The 23828-nt window shown below is 39.8% G+C and carries 23 protein-coding genes and 1 tRNA gene; 17 read left to right on the forward strand and 7 right to left on the reverse strand.

Translation table 11 applies throughout. The features are described from left to right. Positions 1–9 precede the first annotated feature (9 nt). Together C5O00_RS05730 and C5O00_RS05735 are read right to left on the reverse strand one after the other, a co-directional pair. Positions 10–759 carry a lysophospholipid acyltransferase family protein gene (locus tag C5O00_RS05730; RefSeq protein WP_105215731.1) on the reverse strand — a complete coding sequence of 250 codons (750 nt, stop codon included), beginning with the start codon at positions 757–759 and terminating at the stop codon, positions 10–12. Positions 760–828: 69 nt separating this feature from the next. After that, on the reverse strand, positions 829–1239 hold the full coding sequence (locus C5O00_RS05735) for a BrxA/BrxB family bacilliredoxin (protein WP_105215733.1): 411 nt from the start codon (positions 1237–1239) through the stop codon (positions 829–831). A 172-nt stretch (positions 1240–1411) separates the two neighbouring features. On the opposite strand from C5O00_RS05735, the gene C5O00_RS05740 reads away from it, so the two are divergent. The 9 genes from C5O00_RS05740 to C5O00_RS14475 all read left to right on the forward strand — a co-directional run bounded on the left by C5O00_RS05740 (position 1412) and on the right by C5O00_RS14475 (position 8255). Beyond that, positions 1412–2152 carry a TerB family tellurite resistance protein gene (locus C5O00_RS05740; RefSeq protein ID WP_105215735.1) on the forward strand — a complete coding sequence of 247 codons (741 nt, stop codon included), beginning with the start codon at positions 1412–1414 and terminating at the stop codon, positions 2150–2152. Between the two features lie 116 nt (positions 2153–2268). Further along, complete coding sequence (locus C5O00_RS05745; RefSeq protein WP_105215737.1) at positions 2269–2925, forward strand: metal-dependent transcriptional regulator; 657 nt, start codon at positions 2269–2271, stop codon at positions 2923–2925. Further along, complete coding sequence (locus C5O00_RS05750; protein ID WP_244593032.1) at positions 2909–3718, forward strand: transporter; 810 nt, start codon at positions 2909–2911, stop codon at positions 3716–3718. The genes C5O00_RS05745 and C5O00_RS05750 overlap by 17 nt, the downstream gene beginning before the upstream one ends. Positions 3719–3728: 10 nt before the next feature. Continuing rightward, a complete protein-coding gene (locus tag C5O00_RS05755) occupies positions 3729–4640 on the forward strand; it encodes a metal ABC transporter solute-binding protein, Zn/Mn family (RefSeq protein WP_105215741.1) in 912 nt (303 codons plus the stop codon). Further along, positions 4640–5377 (forward strand): metal ABC transporter ATP-binding protein, encoded by a 738-nt coding sequence (locus C5O00_RS05760; protein WP_105215743.1) that lies wholly within the window; start codon positions 4640–4642, stop codon positions 5375–5377. The genes C5O00_RS05755 and C5O00_RS05760 overlap by 1 nt, the downstream gene beginning before the upstream one ends. Next, positions 5377–6513 carry a metal ABC transporter permease gene (locus tag C5O00_RS05765; protein ID WP_105215745.1) on the forward strand — a complete coding sequence of 379 codons (1137 nt, stop codon included), beginning with the start codon at positions 5377–5379 and terminating at the stop codon, positions 6511–6513. The genes C5O00_RS05760 and C5O00_RS05765 overlap by 1 nt, the downstream gene beginning before the upstream one ends. Then, positions 6494–7654 (forward strand): metal ABC transporter permease, encoded by a 1161-nt coding sequence (locus tag C5O00_RS05770; protein ID WP_105215747.1) that lies wholly within the window; start codon positions 6494–6496, stop codon positions 7652–7654. The genes C5O00_RS05765 and C5O00_RS05770 overlap by 20 nt, the downstream gene beginning before the upstream one ends. A gap of 44 nt (positions 7655–7698) precedes the next feature. Then, positions 7699–8115: a hypothetical protein gene (locus C5O00_RS05775; RefSeq protein WP_105215748.1), complete on the forward strand. Its 417-nt coding sequence runs from the start codon at positions 7699–7701 to the stop codon at positions 8113–8115. Further along, positions 8112–8255 carry a hypothetical protein gene (locus C5O00_RS14475; RefSeq protein WP_158676786.1) on the forward strand — a complete coding sequence of 48 codons (144 nt, stop codon included), beginning with the start codon at positions 8112–8114 and terminating at the stop codon, positions 8253–8255. Before C5O00_RS05775 ends, C5O00_RS14475 begins: the two co-directional genes overlap by 4 nt. 21 nt (positions 8256–8276) lie before the next feature. On the opposite strand, the gene feoB is transcribed toward C5O00_RS14475, so the two are convergent. The 3 genes from feoB to C5O00_RS05790 all read right to left on the reverse strand — a co-directional run bounded on the left by feoB (position 8277) and on the right by C5O00_RS05790 (position 11346). Beyond that, the gene (feoB, locus tag C5O00_RS05780; RefSeq protein ID WP_105215750.1) at positions 8277–10376 is read right to left on the reverse strand and encodes a ferrous iron transport protein B; all 2100 of its coding nucleotides are present in this window, start codon (positions 10374–10376) and stop codon (positions 8277–8279) included. A gap of 3 nt (positions 10377–10379) precedes the next feature. Continuing rightward, entirely contained in the window at positions 10380–10604 is a 225-nt protein-coding gene (locus C5O00_RS05785) for a FeoA family protein (protein ID WP_105215752.1), read from the reverse strand. 79 nt (positions 10605–10683) lie between these two features. Then, on the reverse strand, positions 10684–11346 hold the full coding sequence (locus C5O00_RS05790; RefSeq protein ID WP_105215754.1) for an SCO family protein: 663 nt from the start codon (positions 11344–11346) through the stop codon (positions 10684–10686). A gap of 139 nt (positions 11347–11485) precedes the next feature. On the opposite strand from C5O00_RS05790, the gene rseP reads away from it, so the two are divergent. From rseP to C5O00_RS05825, 7 genes are all read left to right on the forward strand, one after another. Then, a complete protein-coding gene (gene rseP / locus C5O00_RS05795; RefSeq protein WP_105215756.1) occupies positions 11486–12799 on the forward strand; it encodes an RIP metalloprotease RseP in 1314 nt (437 codons plus the stop codon). 71 nt (positions 12800–12870) lie between these two features. Beyond that, positions 12871–12944 (forward strand) — tRNA-Asn (locus C5O00_RS05800). A gap of 113 nt (positions 12945–13057) precedes the next feature. Next, complete coding sequence (locus C5O00_RS05805; RefSeq protein ID WP_105217581.1) at positions 13058–13336, forward strand: GIY-YIG nuclease family protein; 279 nt, start codon at positions 13058–13060, stop codon at positions 13334–13336. A 617-nt stretch (positions 13337–13953) separates the two neighbouring features. Next, the gene (locus C5O00_RS05810; protein WP_158676787.1) at positions 13954–14667 is read left to right on the forward strand and encodes a helix-turn-helix domain-containing protein; all 714 of its coding nucleotides are present in this window, start codon (positions 13954–13956) and stop codon (positions 14665–14667) included. 572 nt (positions 14668–15239) lie between these two features. Beyond that, positions 15240–16595, forward strand: a complete 1356-nt coding sequence (locus C5O00_RS05815; protein WP_105215760.1) for a beta-propeller fold lactonase family protein — start codon at positions 15240–15242, stop codon at positions 16593–16595. A 65-nt stretch (positions 16596–16660) separates the two neighbouring features. Continuing rightward, a complete protein-coding gene (locus C5O00_RS05820) occupies positions 16661–17944 on the forward strand; it encodes a lactonase family protein (protein ID WP_105215762.1) in 1284 nt (427 codons plus the stop codon). 452 nt (positions 17945–18396) lie between these two features. After that, positions 18397–20499, forward strand: a complete 2103-nt coding sequence (locus tag C5O00_RS05825; protein WP_105215764.1) for a penicillin acylase family protein — start codon at positions 18397–18399, stop codon at positions 20497–20499. Positions 20500–20631: 132 nt separating this feature from the next. Here the strand turns inward: C5O00_RS05825 and C5O00_RS05830 are convergent, their stop codons facing one another. After that, entirely contained in the window at positions 20632–21741 is a 1110-nt protein-coding gene (locus C5O00_RS05830) for a TlpA family protein disulfide reductase (protein WP_105215766.1), read from the reverse strand. 123 nt (positions 21742–21864) lie between these two features. Then, on the reverse strand, positions 21865–22788 hold the full coding sequence (locus C5O00_RS05835; RefSeq protein ID WP_212390068.1) for a helix-turn-helix domain-containing protein: 924 nt from the start codon (positions 22786–22788) through the stop codon (positions 21865–21867). Positions 22789–23662: 874 nt separating this feature from the next. Here C5O00_RS05835 and C5O00_RS14660 point away from each other — a divergent pair. Next, positions 23663–23797 (forward strand): hypothetical protein, encoded by a 135-nt coding sequence (locus C5O00_RS14660; protein WP_262502262.1) that lies wholly within the window; start codon positions 23663–23665, stop codon positions 23795–23797. Positions 23798–23828 lie beyond the last annotated feature (31 nt).

The following is a 23828-nucleotide window of genomic DNA, read 5'->3' on the forward strand; positions in this document are numbered from 1 at the left end:
TTTTGCGGTCTATTTAGGGATCTCTATTTCTGAAATGATCAATTGCTCAACTTTATCGATCAATGCCGAAGGATCATTTCCGGCAACCTGCAGTGGTGGATGCACTTTCATGATAAGATGAGTGCCTACTGGCATGGGAAACATCCCAAACTGTTGTAATTTCCATGAATTACTGATACTAATGGGTAACACCCATGCATCTGGTGCGTGCTCCATTAGCGTGAGTAACCCCTTACGTTTAAAAGGCTTGGGGACTCCAGTCCTGCTTCGGGTACCCTCGGGAAATATTACCACCGCTCTCTTATATTGCTGAATGTACTTTCCTATCTTTTCAATTTGTTCGGTGGCCTGTTTAGGGTTTTTCCGATCAATAAGTACGGAACCTCCATATTTAAGATTGTAGGAAATGGTTGGGATCTTACTGCCTAGTTCGATCTTCGAAATAAATTTTGGATGTAGTTTCCGAAGAAACCAAATCATAGGCGGGATATCCCACATACTTTGATGATTTGATGCAATGATCACTGGCACATTGTCTGGTAAAAACTCGGGGATGCGAATCGAATACCTGGTACCCAGAAGATGAAGCGACCTAACTACCAGCCAGTTAAAATAATCTACACTGTTCTTATGAGCCTGATACCCGAACACATTCAGGCAGAGCCGCTGAATGGGGTCGAAAAGGAGGAGTAGAAGCCCAAAGACCAGGTAAAAAACAACCGATAGAACGTAGCTTAAAATTTTTAATACGGGTTTCACACTATAAAAATAAAAAAACCGTTCGCAGCAGCCTGCGAACGGTCTTTGGTTTTTTAGGCTTCGGAATTCTTAACAGAACTCGTTATAAGCGCCCATTAGATTTTCGGCTATTATGTCTGCCGAACGCCCTTCAATGTGATGACGCTCCAGCATATGTACTAATTCCCCGTTTTTGAACAACGCCATAGAGGGCGAACTAGGAGGAAATGGAACCATTTGTGCACGTGCAGCATCCACTGCCTCGGTTTCCATACCTGCAAATACGGTTACCAGGTGATCCGGTGTTTTCGCATTTTGCAAAGACATACGTGCTCCTGGCCTGGCGTTGGCGGCGGCACAACCACAAACCGAATTTACCACAACCAATGTGGTTCCTTCTTTTGCTAAAGCCTGCTCTACATCACCGGCCGTTTTAAGTTCGGTAAAACCAATACTCGTTAGGTCTTCGCGCATAGGTTTTACTAGTTCTTCTGGATACATAGGTATATTATTTAAGATGTAACAATTTTAATGCAAAGATAAGCAATTTAGTTCCTAAAACTATCACAAAACGGCAGGGTGGTTCGCCGGGAAATTTATAGTTTCGTTGTGTAACATCCTCCATGGACCGATTACTTATCTTTGTCACGAATTTATACACAGTTACCATTTCATGTATCGTTGGATTGCCGCTATTTTAGGATTCGCCCTGTACCGCTTGCCGGGGGCGATTGTTGGATTTCTTTTAGGGAGTTTCCTGGATAATCTCGGCGGTGCGAAAAGGACCGGGGGTTATAAACAGGTATTTCAGCAACAAAGGAGTGATAGGGTGAGTCCGGCCGATTTCGAGCTGAATTTACTCTCTCTGGCGTCGTTGGTTATAAAAGCAGATGGTAAAGTAAGCCAGGCCGAACTGGACTATGTGCGGCAGTATTTTGTACAGGCTTATGGGAAAGATCGGGCCAATGCTATCTTCAAGGTCTTTAATGAAGTTATTAAAAAGCGGGAAATATCCGGTTCCCGAATTGGAAACGTACTTAGACAACGAATGCGCTACGAGTCGCGTCTTCAGGTAGTTCATTTTCTATTCAGTATTGCCAATGCCGATGGTTTTGTATCGAATGCTGAAGTAAATACCATTCAGGGAATATCTGTAAATCTTGGGATTCAGAATAAAGACCTTGAAAGCATCAAGGCAATGTTCTTTAAAAATCCTGATAGCGCTTATAAGATCCTGGAAATAGATCGAACTGCCACCATACAGGAAATTAAAACTGCCTACAGGCATATGGCCAAAAAATATCATCCCGATAAATTACAGCACATGGATGAAGCCTATCGCAAAGGGGCGGAAGACAAGTTTAGAAAGGTTCAGGAGGCTTACGAACAACTTCAGAAGGAAAAAGGATTCTAAAAATTTTACTGCAAAATGATGTGAAAATGTGAGGGTTAAGTGTATTATTTTTTATAATTTAGACTAGCCGAAAAATAATAACATTATAAATCAAAAAATATATTTACCTTTGTATTATGTATTCACTTGCGGAAGAGAATTATCTGAAAGCTATCTATCACCTCGAACAGGAAGTAAAGGGCGAGGTAAGCACTAATTCTATTGCAGATCGAATGGCTACCAAGCCCTCATCTGTTACAGACATGATCCAGAAGTTAGCAGAGAAGAACTTGCTGTCCTATAAACGGTATAAGGGGGCAGTGCTTACTTCGGAGGGGAGGAAGATAGCCGCCGATGTAATTAGAAAACACCGGCTTTGGGAGGTTTTTCTTGTTGAAAAGCTGGATTTTCACTGGGATGAGGTCCATGAGATCGCAGAACAACTGGAGCATGTTCATTCGGAGAAGTTAATAAGCAGGCTCGATCAATTTCTGGGAAGTCCGGATTTCGATCCGCATGGCGATCCTATCCCAGATAAACACGGAAATATCAAGAGAACAGAGAAAAAACTACTCTCCGAACTCGAAAAGAAACAGAGAGGAGTTTGTGTGGGTGTAAAGGAATCCAGTAGTGATTTCCTTCAATATCTGGATAAGAAAAAGATCACTATCGGGACGAAGATCCTGGTCCTGGGAAAGGAATTTTTTGATGGCTCCATGGTTATACAGGTAGGCAGGGATCAATTCTTTATTTCAAAAAAAATAGCAGAAAATCTATATGTACAAACGAACTAACATAAAAACTACGCGGTTTATACTAATGTGTATTTGCTTCGGAATTTCCTTCGGAATAATGGCCCAGGAGGAAGAGATTGTGGGAACCATAGTAACAGACAGACCAGACGCCACCGAGGCTTCCAGTACCGTTGGTAAAGGGATCCTTCAAATTGAAACAGGAGCATTTTATACTTCTTTTGAAAAGGATAATATCAAGGAGGAAGTCCTGGGTTTTAACACCACATTACTGCGATACGGGTTACTTGAACATCTGGAATTACGGCTGGGCTGGAACTTCGAGGAAGGCAGAACAAGTGTAAATGGCATGAGACTGGAAGATATAACTAGTGGTTTCTCCCCCCTGCTGGCGGGAGCTAAAATAGATGTGGCCGAAGAAAACGGTTTCTTACCCGAGATCGCCCTGATAGGGCATATTTTTCTACCCTTATCTGCCTCGTCAGACTATCGCCCCGAGACCACAGGGGTGGATTTCAGGTTCTCTTTATCACATACTTTGAGCGAAAGATCCAGCCTGGGGTATAATATTGGTGCACAATGGGGATCAGATTCTCCGGAAGCGGCCTATATATACACTCTTGCTTATGGATACAGTATCACGGAAAACTTTGGTTTTTATGCCGAATTATACGGCGATATGCCGGAAGATAGTAGTGCAAATCATTATTGGGATGCCGGCTTTACTTATTTGCTTCTGAAAAATTTACAATTGGATGCAACGGTAGGAAGTAGTATCACGGAAGGACAAGACATATTACTAAGTGCCGGGGTAAGTTACAGGATCCCGAAATAATACATAGAAAATGAAGAAAACAGCATGGATATTGATCTTTATTATAGCCGGTTGGAGCTGTAAGTCAAATAAAGAAACCTCCGAAAAATTAAAAGTGGTTTGTACCACTACCATGATCTCGGACCTGGTAAGGAATATTGGTGGCGATAGCATTACCTTGAATGGCTTGATGGGTGCGGGTGTGGATCCGCATTTATACAAGGCCAGTGAAGGCGATGTTACCAAATTGTACGAGGCCGATATAATCTTTTACAATGGGCTGCACCTGGAAGGGAAGCTGGTCGAGGTATTCGAAAAGATGGAGACTCAGGGAAAAGCTCAGTTTGCACTGGCTGAAAGGCTTGATAAATCGGGGCTTATCGGCTCTGATTATTTTGCGTCCAATTATGACCCCCACGTGTGGTTTGATATTTCGTACTTCAAAGTTTTCGCCACAACCGTAGCCGACGTACTTTCGGAAAAAGATCCTAAAAACAAGACATTCTATCAGGCGAATCTCGAAAGTTATCTCGCAGAGCTGGATGCTCTCGAGCTTGAAGTTCAGAAAAAAATTGAAACCCTTCCGAAGGAAAAAAGAATACTGGTAACGGCGCACGATGCTTTTAATTATTTCGGAAAAGCATACGATTTTGAAGTAGTAGGCTTGCAAGGACTTTCCACTGCAACCGAAGCAGGTGTTCAGGATGTACAGCGATTGTCCGAATTTATCATCGAAAACAAAGTAAAAGCCATCTTTATTGAAAGCTCCGTACCCCGTAGAACCATAGAAGCTTTACAGGAAGCAGTATTGTCTAAAGGGCATCAGGTAACCATAGGAGGCTCCCTCTATAGTGATGCCCTGGGGAATAAAGGAACCGTTGAAGGAACCTACCTTGGGATGTTCCGTTATAATGTGAACACTATTGTAAACGAACTTCAATAATGACAATAACTAGCGCCATACAAGTTGACGACCTTACGGTAGCCTACGATTATAAGCCCGTTTTATGGGACATAGATCTAAGTGTGCCCGAAGGTGTGCTAATGGCCATCGTAGGGCCAAATGGTGCCGGAAAATCTACCCTTATAAAAGCAATTCTAGGGATCATCAAACCTATAGCGGGTACGATAAGCATCTATGGAAAGTCGTATACAGATCAGCGCAAACTCGTGGCTTACGTACCTCAAAAAGGGAGTGTAGACTGGGACTTCCCAACAACGGCTCTGGATGTTGTAATGATGGGAACCTACGGAAGCCTGGGATGGATAAAGCGCCCGGGTAAGAAAGAAAAGAAAGCAGCACTGGAAGCCCTTGAAAAAGTGGGAATGCTATCGTTTAAGAAAAGACAAATTAGTCAGTTAAGCGGCGGACAACAACAACGGGTATTTCTGGCCAGAGCGCTGGTGCAGAATGCATCCATTTACCTTATGGATGAACCATTCCAGGGAGTGGATGCCACCACCGAGATAGCCATTATCAATATTTTGAAAGAGTTGCGAAAAGCAGGTAAAACTGTGGTAGTGGTGCATCATGACCTTCAAACCGTTCCCGAATATTTCGACTGGGTAACCTTTTTAAATGTAAAGAAGATAGCCACGGGTCCGGTAAAGGATATTTTCAATGATGATAATTTAACTAAAACCTACGGAATCAATTACAAGGTTGCCGTTAATAAATAATGTCCATAACAGACTATTTCGAGCAGTTATTTTCAGACTATACGCTGAGAACCATCACCTTGGGAACAGCGGTGCTGGGCGCTATTTGCGGTATGCTGGGTAGTTTTGCGGTGCTTAGAAAACAGAGTTTGCTGGGAGATGCGATCTCGCATGCAGCCCTGCCCGGGATAGCGATAGCCTTTCTCATCACAGGCGCCAAAGACAGTAACGTACTTTTATTGGGAGCGTTAGTGAGTGGTTTAATTGGGACATTCTGGATACGCGGAATTATTACAAAAACACATTTAAAGACAGACACTGCCCTTGGTCTTATTCTCTCCCTGTTCTTTGGGTTTGGGATGCTTTTACTCACTTTTATTCAGAAACAACCCAATGCAAATCAGGCCGGCCTGGATAAATATCTCTTTGGGCAGGCGGCTACCCTGGTTGTAAGCGATGTGATAGTGATGGTGATAGTTACCGGGGTTAGTCTGTTTACCCTATTGTTGTTCTGGAAAGAGTTTAAAATTCTATTGTTCGATGCAGACTACACTAAAACCCTGGGTTTCAATACCAGGATCATTGATATTCTGATCACATTTTTTATAGTTCTGGCCATAGTAATTGGCTTGCAAACTGTAGGCGTGGTATTAATGAGTGCCATGCTTCTAGCCCCGGCCGCTGCAGCAAGGCAATGGACCAACAGCCTGAGCGTTATGATCGGGTTGGCTGCTATTTTTGGAGCTTTTTCGGGGGTTTTCGGGACAGCGATCAGCGCGAGCCAGGACAACCTTTCCACAGGGCCGGTGATCGTATTGGTAGCAGCGGTCTTTGTGTTAATTTCCTTTATTTTCTCACCGGGACGAGGATTGTTATTTCGAGAAATTAGATTCAGGCAAAACAGAAGAGATCTAAAACTAAAGAAAACACTGCAGTTGATGTATCGCATTGCGAGTACGCATGAGAACATCTCACATCCCCACTCGATCAAGATCCTTAACGATTTTCAAGGCTTTACCAGGGGAACTCTAAAAACCATGGAAGAGAGAGAATGGATCGAGATCGAGCAAAAATCCTGGATGCTCACATCCAAAGGTTACCGGGAAGCATCTAATTTGTTCAGTAAATCAACTACCGATGACACAGCCACAGATTGAAATACAGCTCATAGCCATGGTGGTTGCGATAGCTTGCGCTATCCCGGGAGTATTTCTGGTGCTTCGGAAGATGGCCCTCATTAGCGATGCTATTAGTCATTCTATCTTACCTGGGATCGTGATCGGGTTTTTTATTACCCAGGATCTTAATTCGCCACTACTTATAGCCTTGGCGGCGGTAACGGGAGTAATAACCGTTGTGCTGGTAGAATGGATACAGAAGACCGGGCTGGTGAAAGAGGACACAGCTATTGGTCTGGTATTCCCAGCCTTGTTCAGTATAGGGGTTATATTAATAGCTAAGAATGCCAACGATGTGCATCTGGACGTGGATGCGGTTCTCCTGGGGGAACTAGCCTTTGCGCCCTTTGATCGATTGATGATGTCCGGCATGGATATGGGCCCTAAGTCTTTATGGATCATGGGCGTGATCCTTCTGGTTACCTTGCTACTACTTTTACTTTTCTACAAAGAATTGAAGGTGAGTACCTTCGATGTTGGACTATCTGCTGCCATGGGAATTTCTCCTATGGTAATGCACTACGGACTAATGTCTGTGTCGTCTGTAACGGTGGTTGGAGCCTTCGATGCTGTAGGCGCCATCCTGGTTGTGGCCCTGATGATCACCCCGGCCGCCACGGCATATTTGCTCACATCCAATTTAAAAAAGATGTTGTTGATCTCTGTTGGGATAGGAATATTCTCGGCCATTGGAGGCTACTGGCTGGCCCATCTGCTGGATGCATCAATTAGTGGTTCTATGACCACGGTTCTGGCTGTTGTATTTCTAATGGTCTATCTGTTCGCGCCAGGTAAAGGCCTTATCGCAGTACTTTACAGACAGCGCCAGCAACGAACCGAAGTTTCGCTCATTACCTTTCTTCTCCATCTTAATAACCATTCCGAAGAAAACGAAAGACATATCAATCATCTACAGGAGCATATCAACTGGCAGAAAGTTAGGTCTAAGACCGTCCTTAATCTCGCCGAGCGAAATAACATGATCACTATAGATAATGATGTTGTTTCACTCACAAAAAAAGGAAAAGATTTTACAGATCTCGCTTTGGAGTATATTATTACCAATAAGGACGAAAAGATCGAGCATATGAAGGAAGACTTCTTTCTATTCAGGGGGTAGAAAGTGGTATGGTTATTTCCTTTATCTTTATATAAATATCTGAAATGAGATCACTTATACTACTTTTCATACTTTTTACAACAGTAACGGGTCAATCACAAGAGGAGCAGGTGGAAGTCCCTCAGATCGCTATTCGAATTCCGTTAGGTGAAACCATAGAGATCGATGAAACCTTAATTACCTTCGAAAGGGTTGTAGAAGATTCTCGATGCCCTAGAAAGGTACAATGTGTTTGGGCGGGGAGAGCCCGAGTTGAGGTAGTAGTAGAGCAAGAAGATGAAGAAGCGGTTTCTATAGAGGTAATTCTGGGCCAGGTTAAGCAAAACGAGGTTGCCAATAGAACTATCGTTGAAAAGGATGACTATATTATAGATGTTATAAACCTTACTCCATATCCGGAGCAACCTGGAATGATAGAAAATTATTGGCTATTGATAAGGAAGATCAAGAATGATCAATGACACCCACAATCCTTATTCCCACATTTGGTGCGGTTACCATCGAGAGTAGCCATGGTTTTGTTTCTGGATTCGAAGACCGGGTTCCAGACAAATTTCTTCAGGAGAAATCCTACGGCCAGCAAAAAGGTTATTATTACTAAATACGTTTGCATACTACAAAGTTAACTTAAAATTTGATACGCTCCCAGGGCAACCACATAGGCAATAGCACTCATAACGATGAGTTGCCACAGAGGCCATTTCCAGCTATTGGTCTCTCGTTTCACTATCGCCAGTGTACTCATACATTGCATAGCAAAAGCATAGAACAATAAAAGCGAAACCCCGCTGGCAAAATTGAATCGCGGTGTCCCTAATACCGGATTCACCTCTGCTGCCATTCTGTTTTTTATGGTTTCTTCTTCCTCACTGCCCACACTGTAAATGGTTGCAAGGGTACCTACAAAAACTTCCCGTGCAGCAAAGGAACTTACGATCGCTATCCCAATTTTCCAGTCGTAACCCAGAGGCCTTACCGCGGGTTCGATCCCCTTTCCAATTATACCAATATAGGAGTGCTCCAGTTTATAGGAGGCTATTCGAGTTTCCAGTTCAGATTTAGGAAGATTTTCTGAAAGGGACTCTGCTGTCACAATTTCTTCAGCCCGGTTGAAATCGCCCGGGCCATAAGAGGCAAGGACCCATAAGATGATGGATATTGCGAGAATGATCTTTCCGGCGCCCAGAACGAAAGATTTGGTCTTTTCAACAACGGTAATAGCCACGTTTTTAGGTAAGGGAACTTTATAATTAGGCATTTCAACCACAAAGAAGGTCTTCGACCTTATTTTTAGAACTTTATTAAGTAACCAGGCAGATAGGATGGCCGCGGCAAATCCCAAAAGGTATAAGAACATAAGGGTGAGTCCCTGCAGGCTGAATATCCCTAAAATACGTTGTTCCGGGATAACCAGGGCGATAATAATTAGATAAACCGGTAGCCGTGCCGAGCAGGTAGTAAAGGGTGTCACCAGGATGGTAATAAGTCGTTCTTTCCAGCTTTCTATGTTCCGGGTGGCCATAATGGCCGGAATGGCACAGGCAGTACCAGAAACAAGCGGGACCACACTTTTTCCGCTTAGCCCGAAACGGCGCATTACTTTGTCCATTAGGAAAACAACCCTGCTCATATAACCGGTTTCCTCAAGAATGGAAATGAATAGGAACAGAAACGCGATCTGCGGAATAAAGATCACAATTCCACCAAGGCCGGGTACGATACCTTCTGCGATGAGGTTGGTGAAATCTCCGGCCGGAAGTGTGTTTTTCAGCCATTCGCTAAGAGATGCGAAGCTGCTGTCTATAAAATCCATGGGATAGCTGCTCCAGTCGAAAATAGCCTGGAATATGAGTAATAGAATGCCAAAAAAGATAACATAGCCCCAGAATTTATGAGTAAGGATCCTGTCCATGCGGCTGCGTAGGTCTTTAGCGTTGGCGGTATCGATCACCATGGTCTCCTTTAACGCCTCATTGATAAATTTATAGCGGGCAATGGTTTCTTTTTGCTGAAGCCGTTTTAAAGTGCTTTTGGATTCTGTTTTAAAAGTGGCAATACCACTTACTTCTTTACGTTCCAGCTTTCCGAAGTTCACATCCTGGGTAATAACTAACCACAGTTTGTAAAGATCCTGATTGGGAAAAGCCTTTTTGAGTCGGTTGAAATACTCCGGTGCAATGGCGGAGGCATTCATACACGGCTTCACCGACAGGGAAGTGTAATTAGCGATAAGTTCTTTGAGATTTTCGAACCCTTCATTTTTTCGCGAACTAATTAGAGCGATACGCGTTTCCATACGTTGCTCTAGTTTCTCAATATCCAGGGAGATCGCTTTACGTTTCATGCGATCGGCCATATTGATAACCAGGATAGCAGGTATCCCAAGGTCTTTAATCTGCGTAAAGAGAAGCAGGTTTCGCTTGAGGTTCTCAATTTCGGTCACGACCACTGCAACGTCGGGGAAATCCTTGTCGTTTTTATTGAGTAGCAGCTCGATCACCACGTTCTCGTCCAGGGAAGAGGCATTAAGGCTATAGGTTCCTGGAAGATCCAGAATATGTGCCTTTAAGGTACGGGTGAGTTTACAAACACCCTCTTTTTTTTCAACGGTGATCCCGGGATAGTTTCCCACTTTCTGGTTCAGGCCGGTAAGCCTGTTAAAAACAGAGGTTTTACCTGTATTGGGATTCCCTATTAGGGCTACGTTGATCTGCCGGGCCATAGATTAAATTAATTCTATTTCTATTTGTTCGGCGGTTTCCTTTCTTATTGCCAGATGGCTGCCATTGATGTTGAGATACAACGGATCCCGGAAGGGGGCCTGTTGTACCAGATGTACTTCATTGCCCGGGAGGCAGCCCATTTCCAATAGTTTGAGCGGTACCGATTCTATGGAAAAACCTTTAATTATGGCTCGTTCTCCCTTTTGTAAGTTGGCAATAGTAAGCATTAATTTTATTTAGATTGATTATAAACAATGCAAATGTAGTGCAAATAGGTCAGGTATAAAAGTTAATGTTGTTGCTAATTTATTCTGCTTTCAAAACTTTGATATCCTCCAGTAGTCTGGCGATTTCATCGGGGTTAGTGCCGTCATAAAAACCGCGTATTCTACGCTTTTTATCTACCAGCACGAAGTTTTCGGTGTGGATGAGGTCGTATTCGCTGTAGGGAAGGTCTTTGGCTGCCAGATACGATTTGCGGGCCAGGTTGTAGATCTCCTTTTTAGAGCCCGTAACCAGGTTCCATTTTTGGTCGTCCACACCCTTTTCGAGGGCGTATTTTTTAAGTTGGGGGACGCTGTCGATCTCCGGAGTTACGGTATGAGATAGTAGTAAAACATCATTTTCTTGTTGTAATTCTTTCTGAATTTTCACCATATGGTCTGTCATAACCGGGCAAATGGTCTGGCAGGTTGTGAAGAAGAAGTCGGCCACATAGATCTTGTCTTCGTAGTCCTTTTGTGTGATCTGTTCCCCATTCTGATTGGTAAGGCTGAAATCTGCGATGGTGTGGTATTTTTTCACATGCTGAACCGTACTATCTACAAGTTCGGTAGTGACATCGGTGGGCTGATATACAGGCAGTACTTTTTTAGGGTTGAGAGCCTGGTACATAATGGTAATTATTATAGCCGATAGGATGAGAAGGACAATTCCGAAGAATTTATATTTTGCAAAAAACTGAAGCATACGAATGCAAAATTACAACCCAGTTAAAGATTGGCAATGCTGTAACAGTTAAAAAAAATATAAGACTGATAGGCCAATTTGCATTTATTTTTTTAAGAGCGGTTAAAAGGTTACTTTTGTCCCTCAATTTTGATGATATATGAGTCCATTTGCGGTTAAGGCAATTCAGCTTCTGTTAAGCTTATCTATACTAATCGTGCTTCATGAAATGGGGCACTTCATACCAGCTAAATTATTTAAGACACGGGTAGAGAAATTCTTTCTCTTCTTCGACATAAAATTCGCACTCTTTAAAAAGAAGATCGGCGAAACGGTGTATGGTATTGGCTGGTTACCTTTAGGGGGTTATGTGAAGATCTCCGGGATGATCGATGAAAGCATGGACAAAGAACAAATGGCACAACCTCCGCAGCCGTGGGAGTTTCGCTCTAAACCGGCCTGGCAGCGACTTATTATTATGCTGGGTGGTGTTACCGTGAATATTATCGTTGGGTTTCTTATCTACATGATGATCTTATTTTTCTACGGAAGAGATGTGGTGACCAATGATGATCTTCCGGAAGGATTTGCCATTGCACAGGAGTTTAAGGAATACGGTTTTAGGGATGGAGATAAGATACTGAAGGTAAACAACGAAGAGTTCCCCTATGTAACCGAGATCAATAAATACCTTTTCCTGAGAGATGTTAATTCGATAACGGTACAGCACACAGACGGTACCGAAGAAACCATCACCTTACCAGAAGAGATAGGAACCGAGATGTTTCAGAAGGATGTGCTCACACCGTTTATTGAGAGACGCGAACCTATAGTACAAGTAGTTGGAGGAGAAGATTTTCCGGCTGCAGCCGCAGGCTTTAAACCAGGCGATAGAATTACAACGGTCAATGGACAGCCTATCGTTTACTGGCACGAATTTAAACAGCGAATCGCAGAGAATGAAGGTGCAGAGAATACTATCGAAGTAGAACGTGATGGTGTTACAGAGATCATTAAGGTAACACCTAATGAGGATGGTGTAGTGGGGATCAATATTGGTAGTGGAACACGACATATTTCCTTTTCATTTGGTGAAGCTGTGACCCAGGGAACCAGTTATGGTTATAATATCTTAAAGGATTACGTAAAGCAGTTTAAATATGTCTTTACCAAAAAGGGAGCCTCTCAGGTGGGTGGATTTGGCGCGATAGGGAATTTATTTCCCGGCAAATGGAGTTGGGTAGCTTTCTGGCAAACCACAGCCCTTATCTCTATAATTCTCGCGTTTATGAACATACTTCCTATCCCTGCCCTGGATGGAGGCCATGTTGCATTCCTGCTATATGAAATGGTTACCGGAAGAAAACCGGGAGATAAATTTTTGGAGTATGCGCAGATGATTGGATTCTTCCTGCTTATTGCCCTGGTTTTATTTGCTAATGGTAATGATATTTATCGTTGGCTATTCAAGTAAAAAAATTAGTGTTTCTTTTTTGCAGCACTTAAAAAAAAATTATATTTGCGTCCGCTTTAAGCGATAAGCATTCCTCCATAGCTCAGTTGGTTAGAGCACCTGACTGTTAATCAGGGTGTCGCTGGTTCGAGTCCAGCTGGAGGAGCGATAAAGTAGAGCATAGCTCACTTTATCGCAGTAAAGTGAATGAAATTCTACTTTACTGCGATTCGGATTTAAAACCCATGTCATAGAGACATGGGTTTTTTTTATTCTATTATGGTTTTACCTTATTGCGTATATGTGCTTCAAAGTGAAAGGGATCTTCTTTTATATCACGGGTTTACTACGAACCTGCAAAAAAGATTGATCGATCATAATAAAGGAGGAACGATTAGCACAGCCAAGAGACGCCCTTTAAAGCTAGTTTATTGTGAGTTCTTTTTTAGTAGAGTAGATGCTATTCGAAGAGAGAAATATTTCAAAACTACTGCGGGGAAAAGAATGTTGAAGTTGATGCTTCGAGACACTTTATTACAAATTAAATATCCTAAATGACAATTTTGAACTCAGCGACACGCCAGCGCACCACCTGGCCCCTCACTTTGTTCGAACTGTGAAGCATTTTAACTTCTTCCCTTGATTAATTTTCGTTTGCTATACTGGATTTAATCTATATTCATAAAGGATATCCTCGCCCTACATTTAGATCATTTGGATTAGATTTTATTATCTTTAATTGATAGACGGAAGATATATCGTGAAAGGCTATTTACAAGAAGAACATAATTCGAAAATTTACCTTAAAGGTGCAGCTCGAACCAATTAGTATAATTCTTACAATTGTTATATGGCAAAGTTTCCTTTTTGCCGGCGTATTATGTACCCCTAAGTATAATAAGAAACCTGGCAATAAGTTTCTAGCTTTGTTACTTCTTACTTTTGGACTCCATTTTTTTTATAATCTTCTTTATGCCAATGGTTACCTAGTAGAAGTACTTCCTCCTTACAGTTGTGCCTATGGATTCTTATATGGTCCGCTACTTTATCTATATGTAAAGTTTCACTTAAGAAAAGACGCTCAATTTAAAGGGTTGTATTGGATGCATTTTATACCATTCGTACTAGTCATAACATTGGTTTCCTTTGGGTATTTGATCTGCAAAAATATAGCCATGGTATTACTAGCAACAATCTTTGTTTATTGCGTAGCAGGATTTGTAGAGATCGCGGTATATAAAAGAATTCTTCCACAGGTTTCATCAAACACCAATTTTTCGGAAACAAGGTGGCTGAAGACATTCCTATCTGCGATGCTTGTACTTGTATTTCTGGATATACTTAAAAATCAAGGTGGATTTGAGATTGGGGGAATTATCTTACCGAATGAAAGCTTCGTTCAATTTGCCGTGTTACTTTTTGTAAATCTAATAATTTATCAGGGGTTAAAAAGCCCGCTTTCCTTTCAACAAATATCTGCTTCAGACTTGCATGTTACTTCAGAAAATAATTCAAAACGAAATATTTCTAAATCGGATAAAGATGAACTGGATAAACTTGCAATGCAAGTAGAGAAACATATGGAAACGAAGAAACCTTACTTAAATCCAGATCTTGATTTGTCTAGCTTAGCAGAAACATTGGAGATTTCTGTAAGGTCCTTATCACAATCGATAAATCATATACTCGGCCAAAACTTTTCTGACTATATAAATTCCTATAGAATAAAAGCTGCCGAAAATTTATTACAGAATAATAATGATCAAGACCTTACAATTAAGGAAATAATGTATGACGTAGGTTTTAATTCTCGCTCTGTATTCAACACCCTCTTTAAAAAGAAAACCGGCCTCACTCCTTCTCAGTATCGATCTCAATTAGGCAAATAGTTGTTGGTCTTTGTATGATCCAAGTATATTTTTAGAAAGTTAGGTCTAATAAATTTCTTACTTCCAACAACAAGGAGAACATTTCATTTAAAAAAGACGTTTTAGATCATCATTAATAATTAACAATACGCATGCACAGTTCAATTTTGGAAGGGGCTAACTCACTTAGGGATGGAGGAAAACGTATTATTTCCTGGATGAAAAAGCAATAATCTCGAGGCCTATTAATCCATTCTTCCATATTAAGTTTACTTGCCTTCCATTTACCGCTCATCTAATTCTACTTAGAAAAATATCATATAACAATTATTCTAACGAACCATAAATTCTATACTTACCAATTCGGTTTTCCGCAAATCATAAGGTAATCAACCTTGAGAATGATTGATCTCGATTTATCATAACCCCTTCAACCATAATGACTTGTTCGGATTTGTTCATGCCTAAATCCGAACGGATTTTACTCCGTTTGAAAACACGATCTCGAACGTTTGCCTGCAAAATGTGCTGTTCATTTACACTTGAAATCGAGGGAGGACAATAAGGTTCTCTCATAACTAAAATTAAATATTATGAAAAAACTAGCAATTTTATGTATCGGTTTAGGACTTTGCTTCTCATTCAATGGGAACTCACAAAACCGACAACGAACTCTTAAAGGATTCCTTTACACTACAACTAATGGTGAAGGAATCAATAAGGTGATCAAATTTGACCGTTACAGCGATGGTAGTCTATCCAATGAAACTGGATATGTCACCAACAGCAAAGGTGGTGCAAATACCAGTGCGGGCGGAGACGCCAGGGGTGATTTTGATTCTCAAAATGCCATTCAAATTATCGATGGTTATTTACTGAATGTGAACGCCGGAGGAAATACGATCTCGGTTTTTGCAATCGATAAACCTACCGGGGCCTTGACGCTAATAGAAAATGTAAGCTCCCAAGGTCAAAGGCCTGTGAGTATTACCTATACAAAGAAATCTAATAGCAAGGATCAATTCTGGATTGTAGTTGGAAATCAATGGAACAATCCAAATGTACAAAAGGATGGCGATAAAATTGAACGTTATCCAAATGATGCATTTCATGCTTCCAACTTAGGGCGATCTGATGATTCGGATAGACTACGGAACATTGCACTCTTCAGTTTTAATGCTTCGAACGGAACTCTTACTCCGGAACGAATCCTAGATACATATGTTAGAAAGAACGGTGGACCTACCTGCGTTTCTTTTAGTGATGATGGAACAAAACTTGCGGTTTCAACCTGGGGAATTGCCCATTTTTCAACCGAGTTGACATCTCTTAACGAACAACAGCCCAGTCGGGTGTATGTTTATGATTTTAAGGAAGGTTCGATTTTTGGAAAGCGTTTTTTTGAAGAAGAAGGAATAGCGGGAAGTATTGGGTTTAATTGGGCAAAGGGAAGCAATACTACTTTGCACATATCAAATTTTAACCTTATCCCGAATAAGAGAAATAACAGCCTTACTATTTTAAAGGATAGCGGTAGTTCGGTTACAAAGAGCGGGAATTACAACACCGCTGGGGCGAATGATATTGATGAGGCTTGCTGGACCCTTTTAAATCCATCGGGCAACCGGTTGTACGTAGCCAGTTTTGGAGCTAACGTTATAACCTCATTTAAGGTAGATAAAGCTGGAAATATTACTTCAACAATCGGAGCTGAAGCTAGAGGAGACAACGCACCTCCAGGTGATACCAAGGACATGTATATAACACCAGACAATAGGCAGCTATATGTATTGGGTGCATTTCAATCTTTTTCAATCAATCGATATGCGATTTCAAGCTCAGGTAAAATAAAATATGAGGAACAGGTTGCATTAAAAACAACCAGCCAATCTATTGGTAAAGCAGGAACCTATAATTTTCTTGGTCTAACAGGCTATGATTTGGAATAGAACTTCCTAATGACATATCCATTTTAATAAGACACTTAAAATTTAATCATCTAACATTAATAAAAATGAAAAATATTATACAAATATTACTTATCGTAATCGTTAACATGAGCCTGATTTCATGTAAAGACAAACCTTTCTTAGAAGCCACATCTAAAACCGTTGCTACACAGGGTGAATACATTAACTCCCACTTGTATGTACAAACTAATGAGACGAATAATTCTGTAATACATTATTCAAGGAATATAGATGGAACTCTGAAGGAAGTGGAACGAGTTCCAACCAACGGTAAAGGGACTAACGGTTTTAAGGCTACTACGGGAGAGACTTCTGCACCGGACCCCTTGTTAAGCGCCAATTCCGTGATTCTATCCGATGATCATCAAATGCTATTTGTTGCAAATTCCGGGGACAACAGCGTTTCTGTTTTTAAAATTGCTGAGAATGGTAATTTAAGACTGATGGACAATAAAGGATCTGGTGAAAGTTCAAACCTCAGTTCGTTGTCTTTTGATTCCACCTCTGGAGTCTTGTATGCAATGCACTCTTTTGGGCCAAATCATATCAGCCTGTTAAAAGTAACGGCCGATATGAAACTACAGCCGATGAAGCACAGGTATACTGTTAATACCAAATTGGCTAAAGATCGAATTCCAACACAGATCATTGTCTCCCCGGATGGTAAATTCGTATTAGTTGATGTACTCTTCAACGCCAGACCTGTAGGTGGTGAAAACGGTCCTATACTTTCGCCCTCAAACGCAACGACAAAAGATGGTATTGTTGCTTTTCCAATTAAAGGAGATGGGACATTGGGGGCTGCGGTTATTAATGATTCCGGTTCACCAACGCCATTTTCCTTGTGTTTTTTGAACGGTAGTGATAATTTGTTCGTGAATACTTTTGCTGCTGGTAATGGCGCCGGTTTATCTAGATTGGAAAAGAATGGTCAAATTACCAATCTAAACTCAACCACCGTTAGTCTGGATGCTGCTCCTAATGGACCATCTGAAACCTGTTGGGTCTCTATCGATGCAGACAATAAATATGCATATGCCGCAAATTTTGGTCTTGGCACAATTTCTAGTTTCGAAATACTGGATGATGGCCTAAGACTTAAGAATGATAAAATGGCAAAAATCGAGGGAGTCGCCGGATTCAAAGCTCTGGCGGGAATTCCAACCAGCGGACCTGCAGATAACTGGATGAGTGAAGATGGGTATTTCTATCAGATCTATGGTGCTGCAGGAATATTGGTTGCCTTTAAAGCAAAGGAAGGCCAGTTGTCGGAGGTCGGTAGGTATAAGATCCCTATTAATAGTCCTCAGGGGATTTCAGGCTTCTAGAGCCTATAAATCGCCCTCGGTATTTAGACTCAATATCGAGGGCGATACTTACTTTTAAATCAACTCCTAACGAATACAACATTACTTTATTTACACTTCGTAATTGTGTTACTTTCAACGGAAGCCATAGCTTAGGTCTTCGCACAGAATCATATAATCAATGAGAAGGCGGCGTTGGTGCTAGTGAAGGGGATAATGGCAACGGAGGAGTGAGTATTTCAGAAATTACTCTTTCAGCAAATTTAAAAAATGGGAATCTTCGGGTTATTCCCGAATTTAGAATGGACATTGGATTAGAGAAGATTTTCACGAAATCTTTAAATGGAGAAGCTATTAACACGCTACCAAGTTTCAATTTTGCCGTTGTTTATAGCGCACCAACTATTACTCATAATGTTCACTCGCAACATTGATTAGCTTAGATTTATCAACTTAGAATTAAAAATTTAGGAATGAAACGAAATTATATGACCTTAATCGCGCGAAAACATTTAATCTTTTTATTTGTACTAATATGCATATCAATCAAAGGGATAAATGCTCAAGGAGGTAAATCAATAAAAATTATATGGGACAACTGGGGTGTGCCCCATATTAATGAAGAGAATGTGGCCGACGTCTATTATGCCTTTGGATGGGCACAGATGAAAGCTCATGGCAATATTATTTTAGAATCGTATGGAAAGGCCAGAGGTCGATCGGCGGAATATTGGGATGATGATAAAAATGCTTCGAGTGATTTGCTTATAAGAAAGTTGGATATCCCAAAACGCGCTCGGCAATGGTATGATGTTCAGAATGAAGACTTCAAAATTATGATATCATCATTTGTTGCTGGAATAAATGACTATAGTAGGAAACATCCAGATCAACTAAGTGATTCGTTAAAGGCCGTATTACCAATATTAAACTCAGATCCACTTGCCCAACTTCAAATGACTTATCATTTAGGTGTTGCGGGATTCGCAATTCAGCCTCAGGCATCGGAATGGAAAACTGCCGGTTCTAATGCTTGGGCAATAGGTCCTTCAAAATCCGAAACTGGGAATGCGATATTGCTTACACAACCACATCCTCCATGGTTGCCCGATTATTTGTTTTTTGAAGCACATCTCAAGAGTAAAGATTTAAATATTTATGGGATTGCTCTGGTTGGTAGCCCGATAATATCTATGGGGTTTAATGAAAATTTAGGGTGGGCATTAACATATAATCAGGCAGATGCTATGGATCTAATCGAATTGGAGATTACTGATAACAACTACTTAGTAGAAGGTGATTGGAAGCCATTGGAGATTGAAAAAGATAGCATGGGAATTAAAAATAAAGACACTATAATCTATGAGTCAATCCAGGTTAAGAAATCCGATTATGGATATTTGATTGAAGAGAAAAATGGGAAAGCTTTAGCTTTAAGACTCTCTGGATTAGACCGACCATTTATTATGCAACAATTCAACGAAATGGCTAAAGCCAACAACTTAGCTGAATTTGAAAATGCGATGAAGAAATTACAATTGCCCCTTCAAAATGTAGTTTATGCAGATAAAGAGGGACATATTTTCTATTTATACAACGGTATTATCCCCAAACGCGCAGAAGGTAGTTTGGTAGATTGGACAAAAGTTGTGCCTGCAACTCAATATGGTTCTCATGTAACTGAATATCTTTCCTACAATGAGCTTCCAAAATTTTTGGATCCCAAATCTGGATTTGTTGCCAACTCCAATAATGAGCCGTGGACCAGCACATATCCCTATGAGATTTCTCCTGAAAACTATCCTTCTTATATTTCTGATAAGCCTTTTAAATACTTTAATTACAGAAGCGCAAGGTCTTTGAAGATGATCTTAAATGAAGATAAACTCAATTTTGAAAAAATAGAAATATTGCAAGCCTCCACTTATTCTGAACTTGCAGACAGAACATTAGATGGGTTAGTGACTTATGGTGAACGATCTTCAGACACCTTATTGGTGGAGGCGGCAACTGTGTTAAAAAACTGGGACAGGACTTTGGATACATCAAGCATTGGGGGAGTTCTATTCACAAATTGGTATAGGGCAACTAAAGGAATTAATATTTTTGAAACAGAATTTTCACCTCAAAATCCCCTGAACACGCCTAATACTTTAAATGAAGAAGCAAAAATGTTGCTATTAATAGCCGCCAGGAATACGATTGAAAAATATGGAAAGTTAGACATTTCCTGGGGAGAAGTTTATGAAACAAATTATGCTGGAAAATCAATTAGAGGGGGTATAGGACTCAGCGAAATTGGAAGTTTTAACGCCGGTTTCTATACCCCTGTCGATAATAACAAATATAAACTGCTTGGTGGATCTGCCTTTACTTCCGTCGTCGAATTCGGTGACAAAATAAAGTCGAAAGGCCTATTAAGTTATGGGAATGCCTCTCAATCAAATTCTCCTTTTAAAGGAGATCAGCTACGATTATTAATAGATAGAAAACTAAGAAATATATGGTTCTATGAGGATGACATAGAAAACAACATATTTATGAAAGAAGTACTGGAGCCTAAGTTCCGGGATTAAATACTTAATTAAAACATATTTAATCATCCCTGAAAAGCTACTCTTTTAACGAGTTTACATATCACTTTTAATCAAAACCACATTGCCAAATATTATAAAGTGGCAAGTTACTGTCGTAATGCAACATTTATTTTATAAGTTAGAGAGAATGGTTGACAATTCCTCGGCAGAAATATTTTTGGCGATGATTTTTCCATCTCCACTTAAAAGTAAATTTTGCGGCAACGATGAAATGCTGAATTGTTTTGAAATTGTAAGATCCTCATCGTGTATATGAACCCATGCACCAATACCATCTTTTTCAATGGACTTTAGCCATACTGTTTCGATCTTATCTTGAGAAATACTAATTATTTCGAAACCTTTGTTTTTATATGTTTCATAAAGTACAGCAAATTTTGGATTTTCGATACGACACGCACGACACCAGGATGCCCAAAAGTCGATAAGTACAACGTTTCCCAAATAATCATTTAATGTAATAATTTTACCTTCTTTATCCTTTGTCTCAAATTGAGGAGGACTATTTCCAATTGAAGTTAACTTGGCCTGATACACTTGTTTTTCCAATGCTTTTGTTACCAAACTATTAGGAGCCTCTTTTTTGAAAGCGACCAATCGTTCTTCAACAAAATCCATTTCTTTATTAAAATCTGAATAGCGTAGTGCATAGTACCCGGCAGGAGTAGTTCCTAGATCGATAATAGCCTCTCTAAATTCTTTCAAAAATTCTAATAACAAAATTTCGGATTGTTCTGTGAGATTCTTAATTGTTTCCTGATCGTCTTCGATCATCGCCTTGTCTATATCGATTTTTAATTGGGCGAAATATTTTGCTTGTAATTGTTCATTCCTTTCTTCAAACCAGATTATATTATTTGTGGATTGGGATCCTTCAATTTTATATTTCTTTTCAGACCTAACAATAGAGATAGTACCTGAGTGTTCAATAGATAAAGGGATGTATTCCTTTTCGTCAAAACTGAGTTGATAGAGATTGGCATTTTCAAATGGAAATGAAAACTCGAATTTTTCGTCGGCTGATAACGATTGAGATTTTATTTCTTTATAGGTCAATTCATTATGATCAAAATAATGCAAGGTTACATGTTTAAATTCATCCTTAAATCCCTCGCCAATAATCTGGACTGATGAGTTTTCCCGCATATATTTATTGGTATATACTAATACACTAAATGCTATAATTACGAGAGCAATAATTAAATAAATAGTTCGATTCATTGTGCTTCAATTTGTTTGATGCAAATCAATGAAGAATATTTATGGTCAGCGTTCGAAAACATTTATTCGAACTTTATTCTTTTTAGTAAATGGGTTTGAATTCTTGAATTGATAAAATCGAACTCACTTTTGGGCATACTTGTTTTTATATTCTGAAGGTGTTAGACCCGTATTTTGCTTGAATAGCGTATTAAATGAAGATTTAGAATTAAACCCTACATCGTACATAACTTCTAAAACAGTTTCTTTGGGATCTTCAGGCTTACTTAATCTGGTTTTTGCCTTTTCAATCCTGAAATCATTTATAAAACTCATAAAGTTCTTTCTGTGAAATGTGTTGATAAGATAAGATAAATGCCGGGGGGCTATGTTTAAATGGTCGGCAAGGTCTTTTAGATTTAATTGCGGATTTGTAAAATAGTCATTCGCCTTCATAAACGATTCAATTTTTTCAAGTTCTTCTTTCTCATTTATGTTAGGATCTAGCCTTGCGGGCTTGTTCTTTTTATCTCTTAATACCTCCACATCCATCGGGGTGATACCTAAAAATATTTGAGGCTGTTTTAGCCCTTTATAAAACATCCAATTAACTAGAACTACAATTGTTAAATGGATAGATGAGATTCCTCCAACTAAATACATACTCAATAAGAATTCATTTACAACATCTAGGAGTAATGCGATGCTAAATAATATCAAGGTCCATTGTAACCATACTAAATCAGTTTGATTTAAAGTGGACTGAGTTTCTCTTATAATTTTTCGGTAATTAATTATCTCCAGAATAGCCAAAACAATGTATAGAACTAAACTAATATACATTAGAAACCCACCAACACTACATGTTGAATAACCAAACCCAGAGATTATAAGGATTAGAACAACCGGAATAAAATGCAGTAGATGTTTTGCTTTAAAATCGAACGATTGGTATATCAATGTTTTTGTATACAGATAAAGCAAAGGGCCATACGAGAAACCAAAGATACAGATGCATGAAACGATAAAAGTTGAATTAAAACCAAATCCCTGTCCAACAATTACCATAAACTGGGTTCCTAGAAGAGTTAAGAATGACGCCAGATATCTATTACTATTTCTTTTTGGACCGTTATCAGTTAGTAAAACAATAGCGAATAAAAAACTTTGAAATACAATTATAACTGGTATAATATCTGAAATACTAATAGTCACCTTTATAAAATAGTTTTATGCGATAGCGATCAAATCTGGTTATGTGTGGGTGTTTCTTAGTTGTAAATCATTCTGAAAAGCGCTAGAAACCTGAGAATCAGAACCATCGAAAATGACATGCGACTTAAAATTCTTTTATCAAAAGTACAAATAATAGGGGAGGTTGTTCCTTAAAGTAAGGCTAACCACACATTTGCGTACTATCTTGTGGATAAGAATTTTGTTTCAGTCATTCTATAAATCATAGAATAGGTATCGATACGCCTAGCCCAAACCACGATGATTCTCACACTTATACATTCACATTGTTTTGATCCAAATTTATTATCTCGAATTGCTAGACGGAAGTTTTTCGCGAGGCGCTATTTACCGGAAGAACCAATCCATTCTTCCTTATTAAGTTTACTTTCCTTCCATTTACCACTCATCAAATTCTACTTAGACAAATATCTGCTGGATTTTTTACTAGTGAACCATAAATTCTGAATCAACCATTTAGGGTTACCGCAATTTTAAAGGAGTTCAATCTTTAGAAGAATTGATCTTATTTAATTATAACCGGTTCGACCATAGTGACTTGTTCGGATTTGCACATGCCAAAATCCGAACGGATTTTACTCCGTTTGAAAACACGATCTCGAACGTTTGCTAGCAAAATGTACACTTCATTTACACCTGAAATCTAAGGAGGAAAATAGTGTTCCCTCATAACCTAAAATTAAATATTATGAAAAAACTAGCAATTTCTGGCACTGGTAAAATTAAGTGCAAGGATCAGGTGACATTAAAAACCACCAGCGCTTCGGCAGGAAACGCAGGGACGTATAATTTTCTTGGGTTAGCCGGGTTCGATCTGGAATAGAAAATTCAGCGATTAGACATCCAACTCAAAT

The organism is Pukyongia salina, assembly GCF_002966125.1.
Taxonomy (GTDB): Bacteria; Bacteroidota; Bacteroidia; order Flavobacteriales; family Flavobacteriaceae; genus Pukyongia; species Pukyongia salina.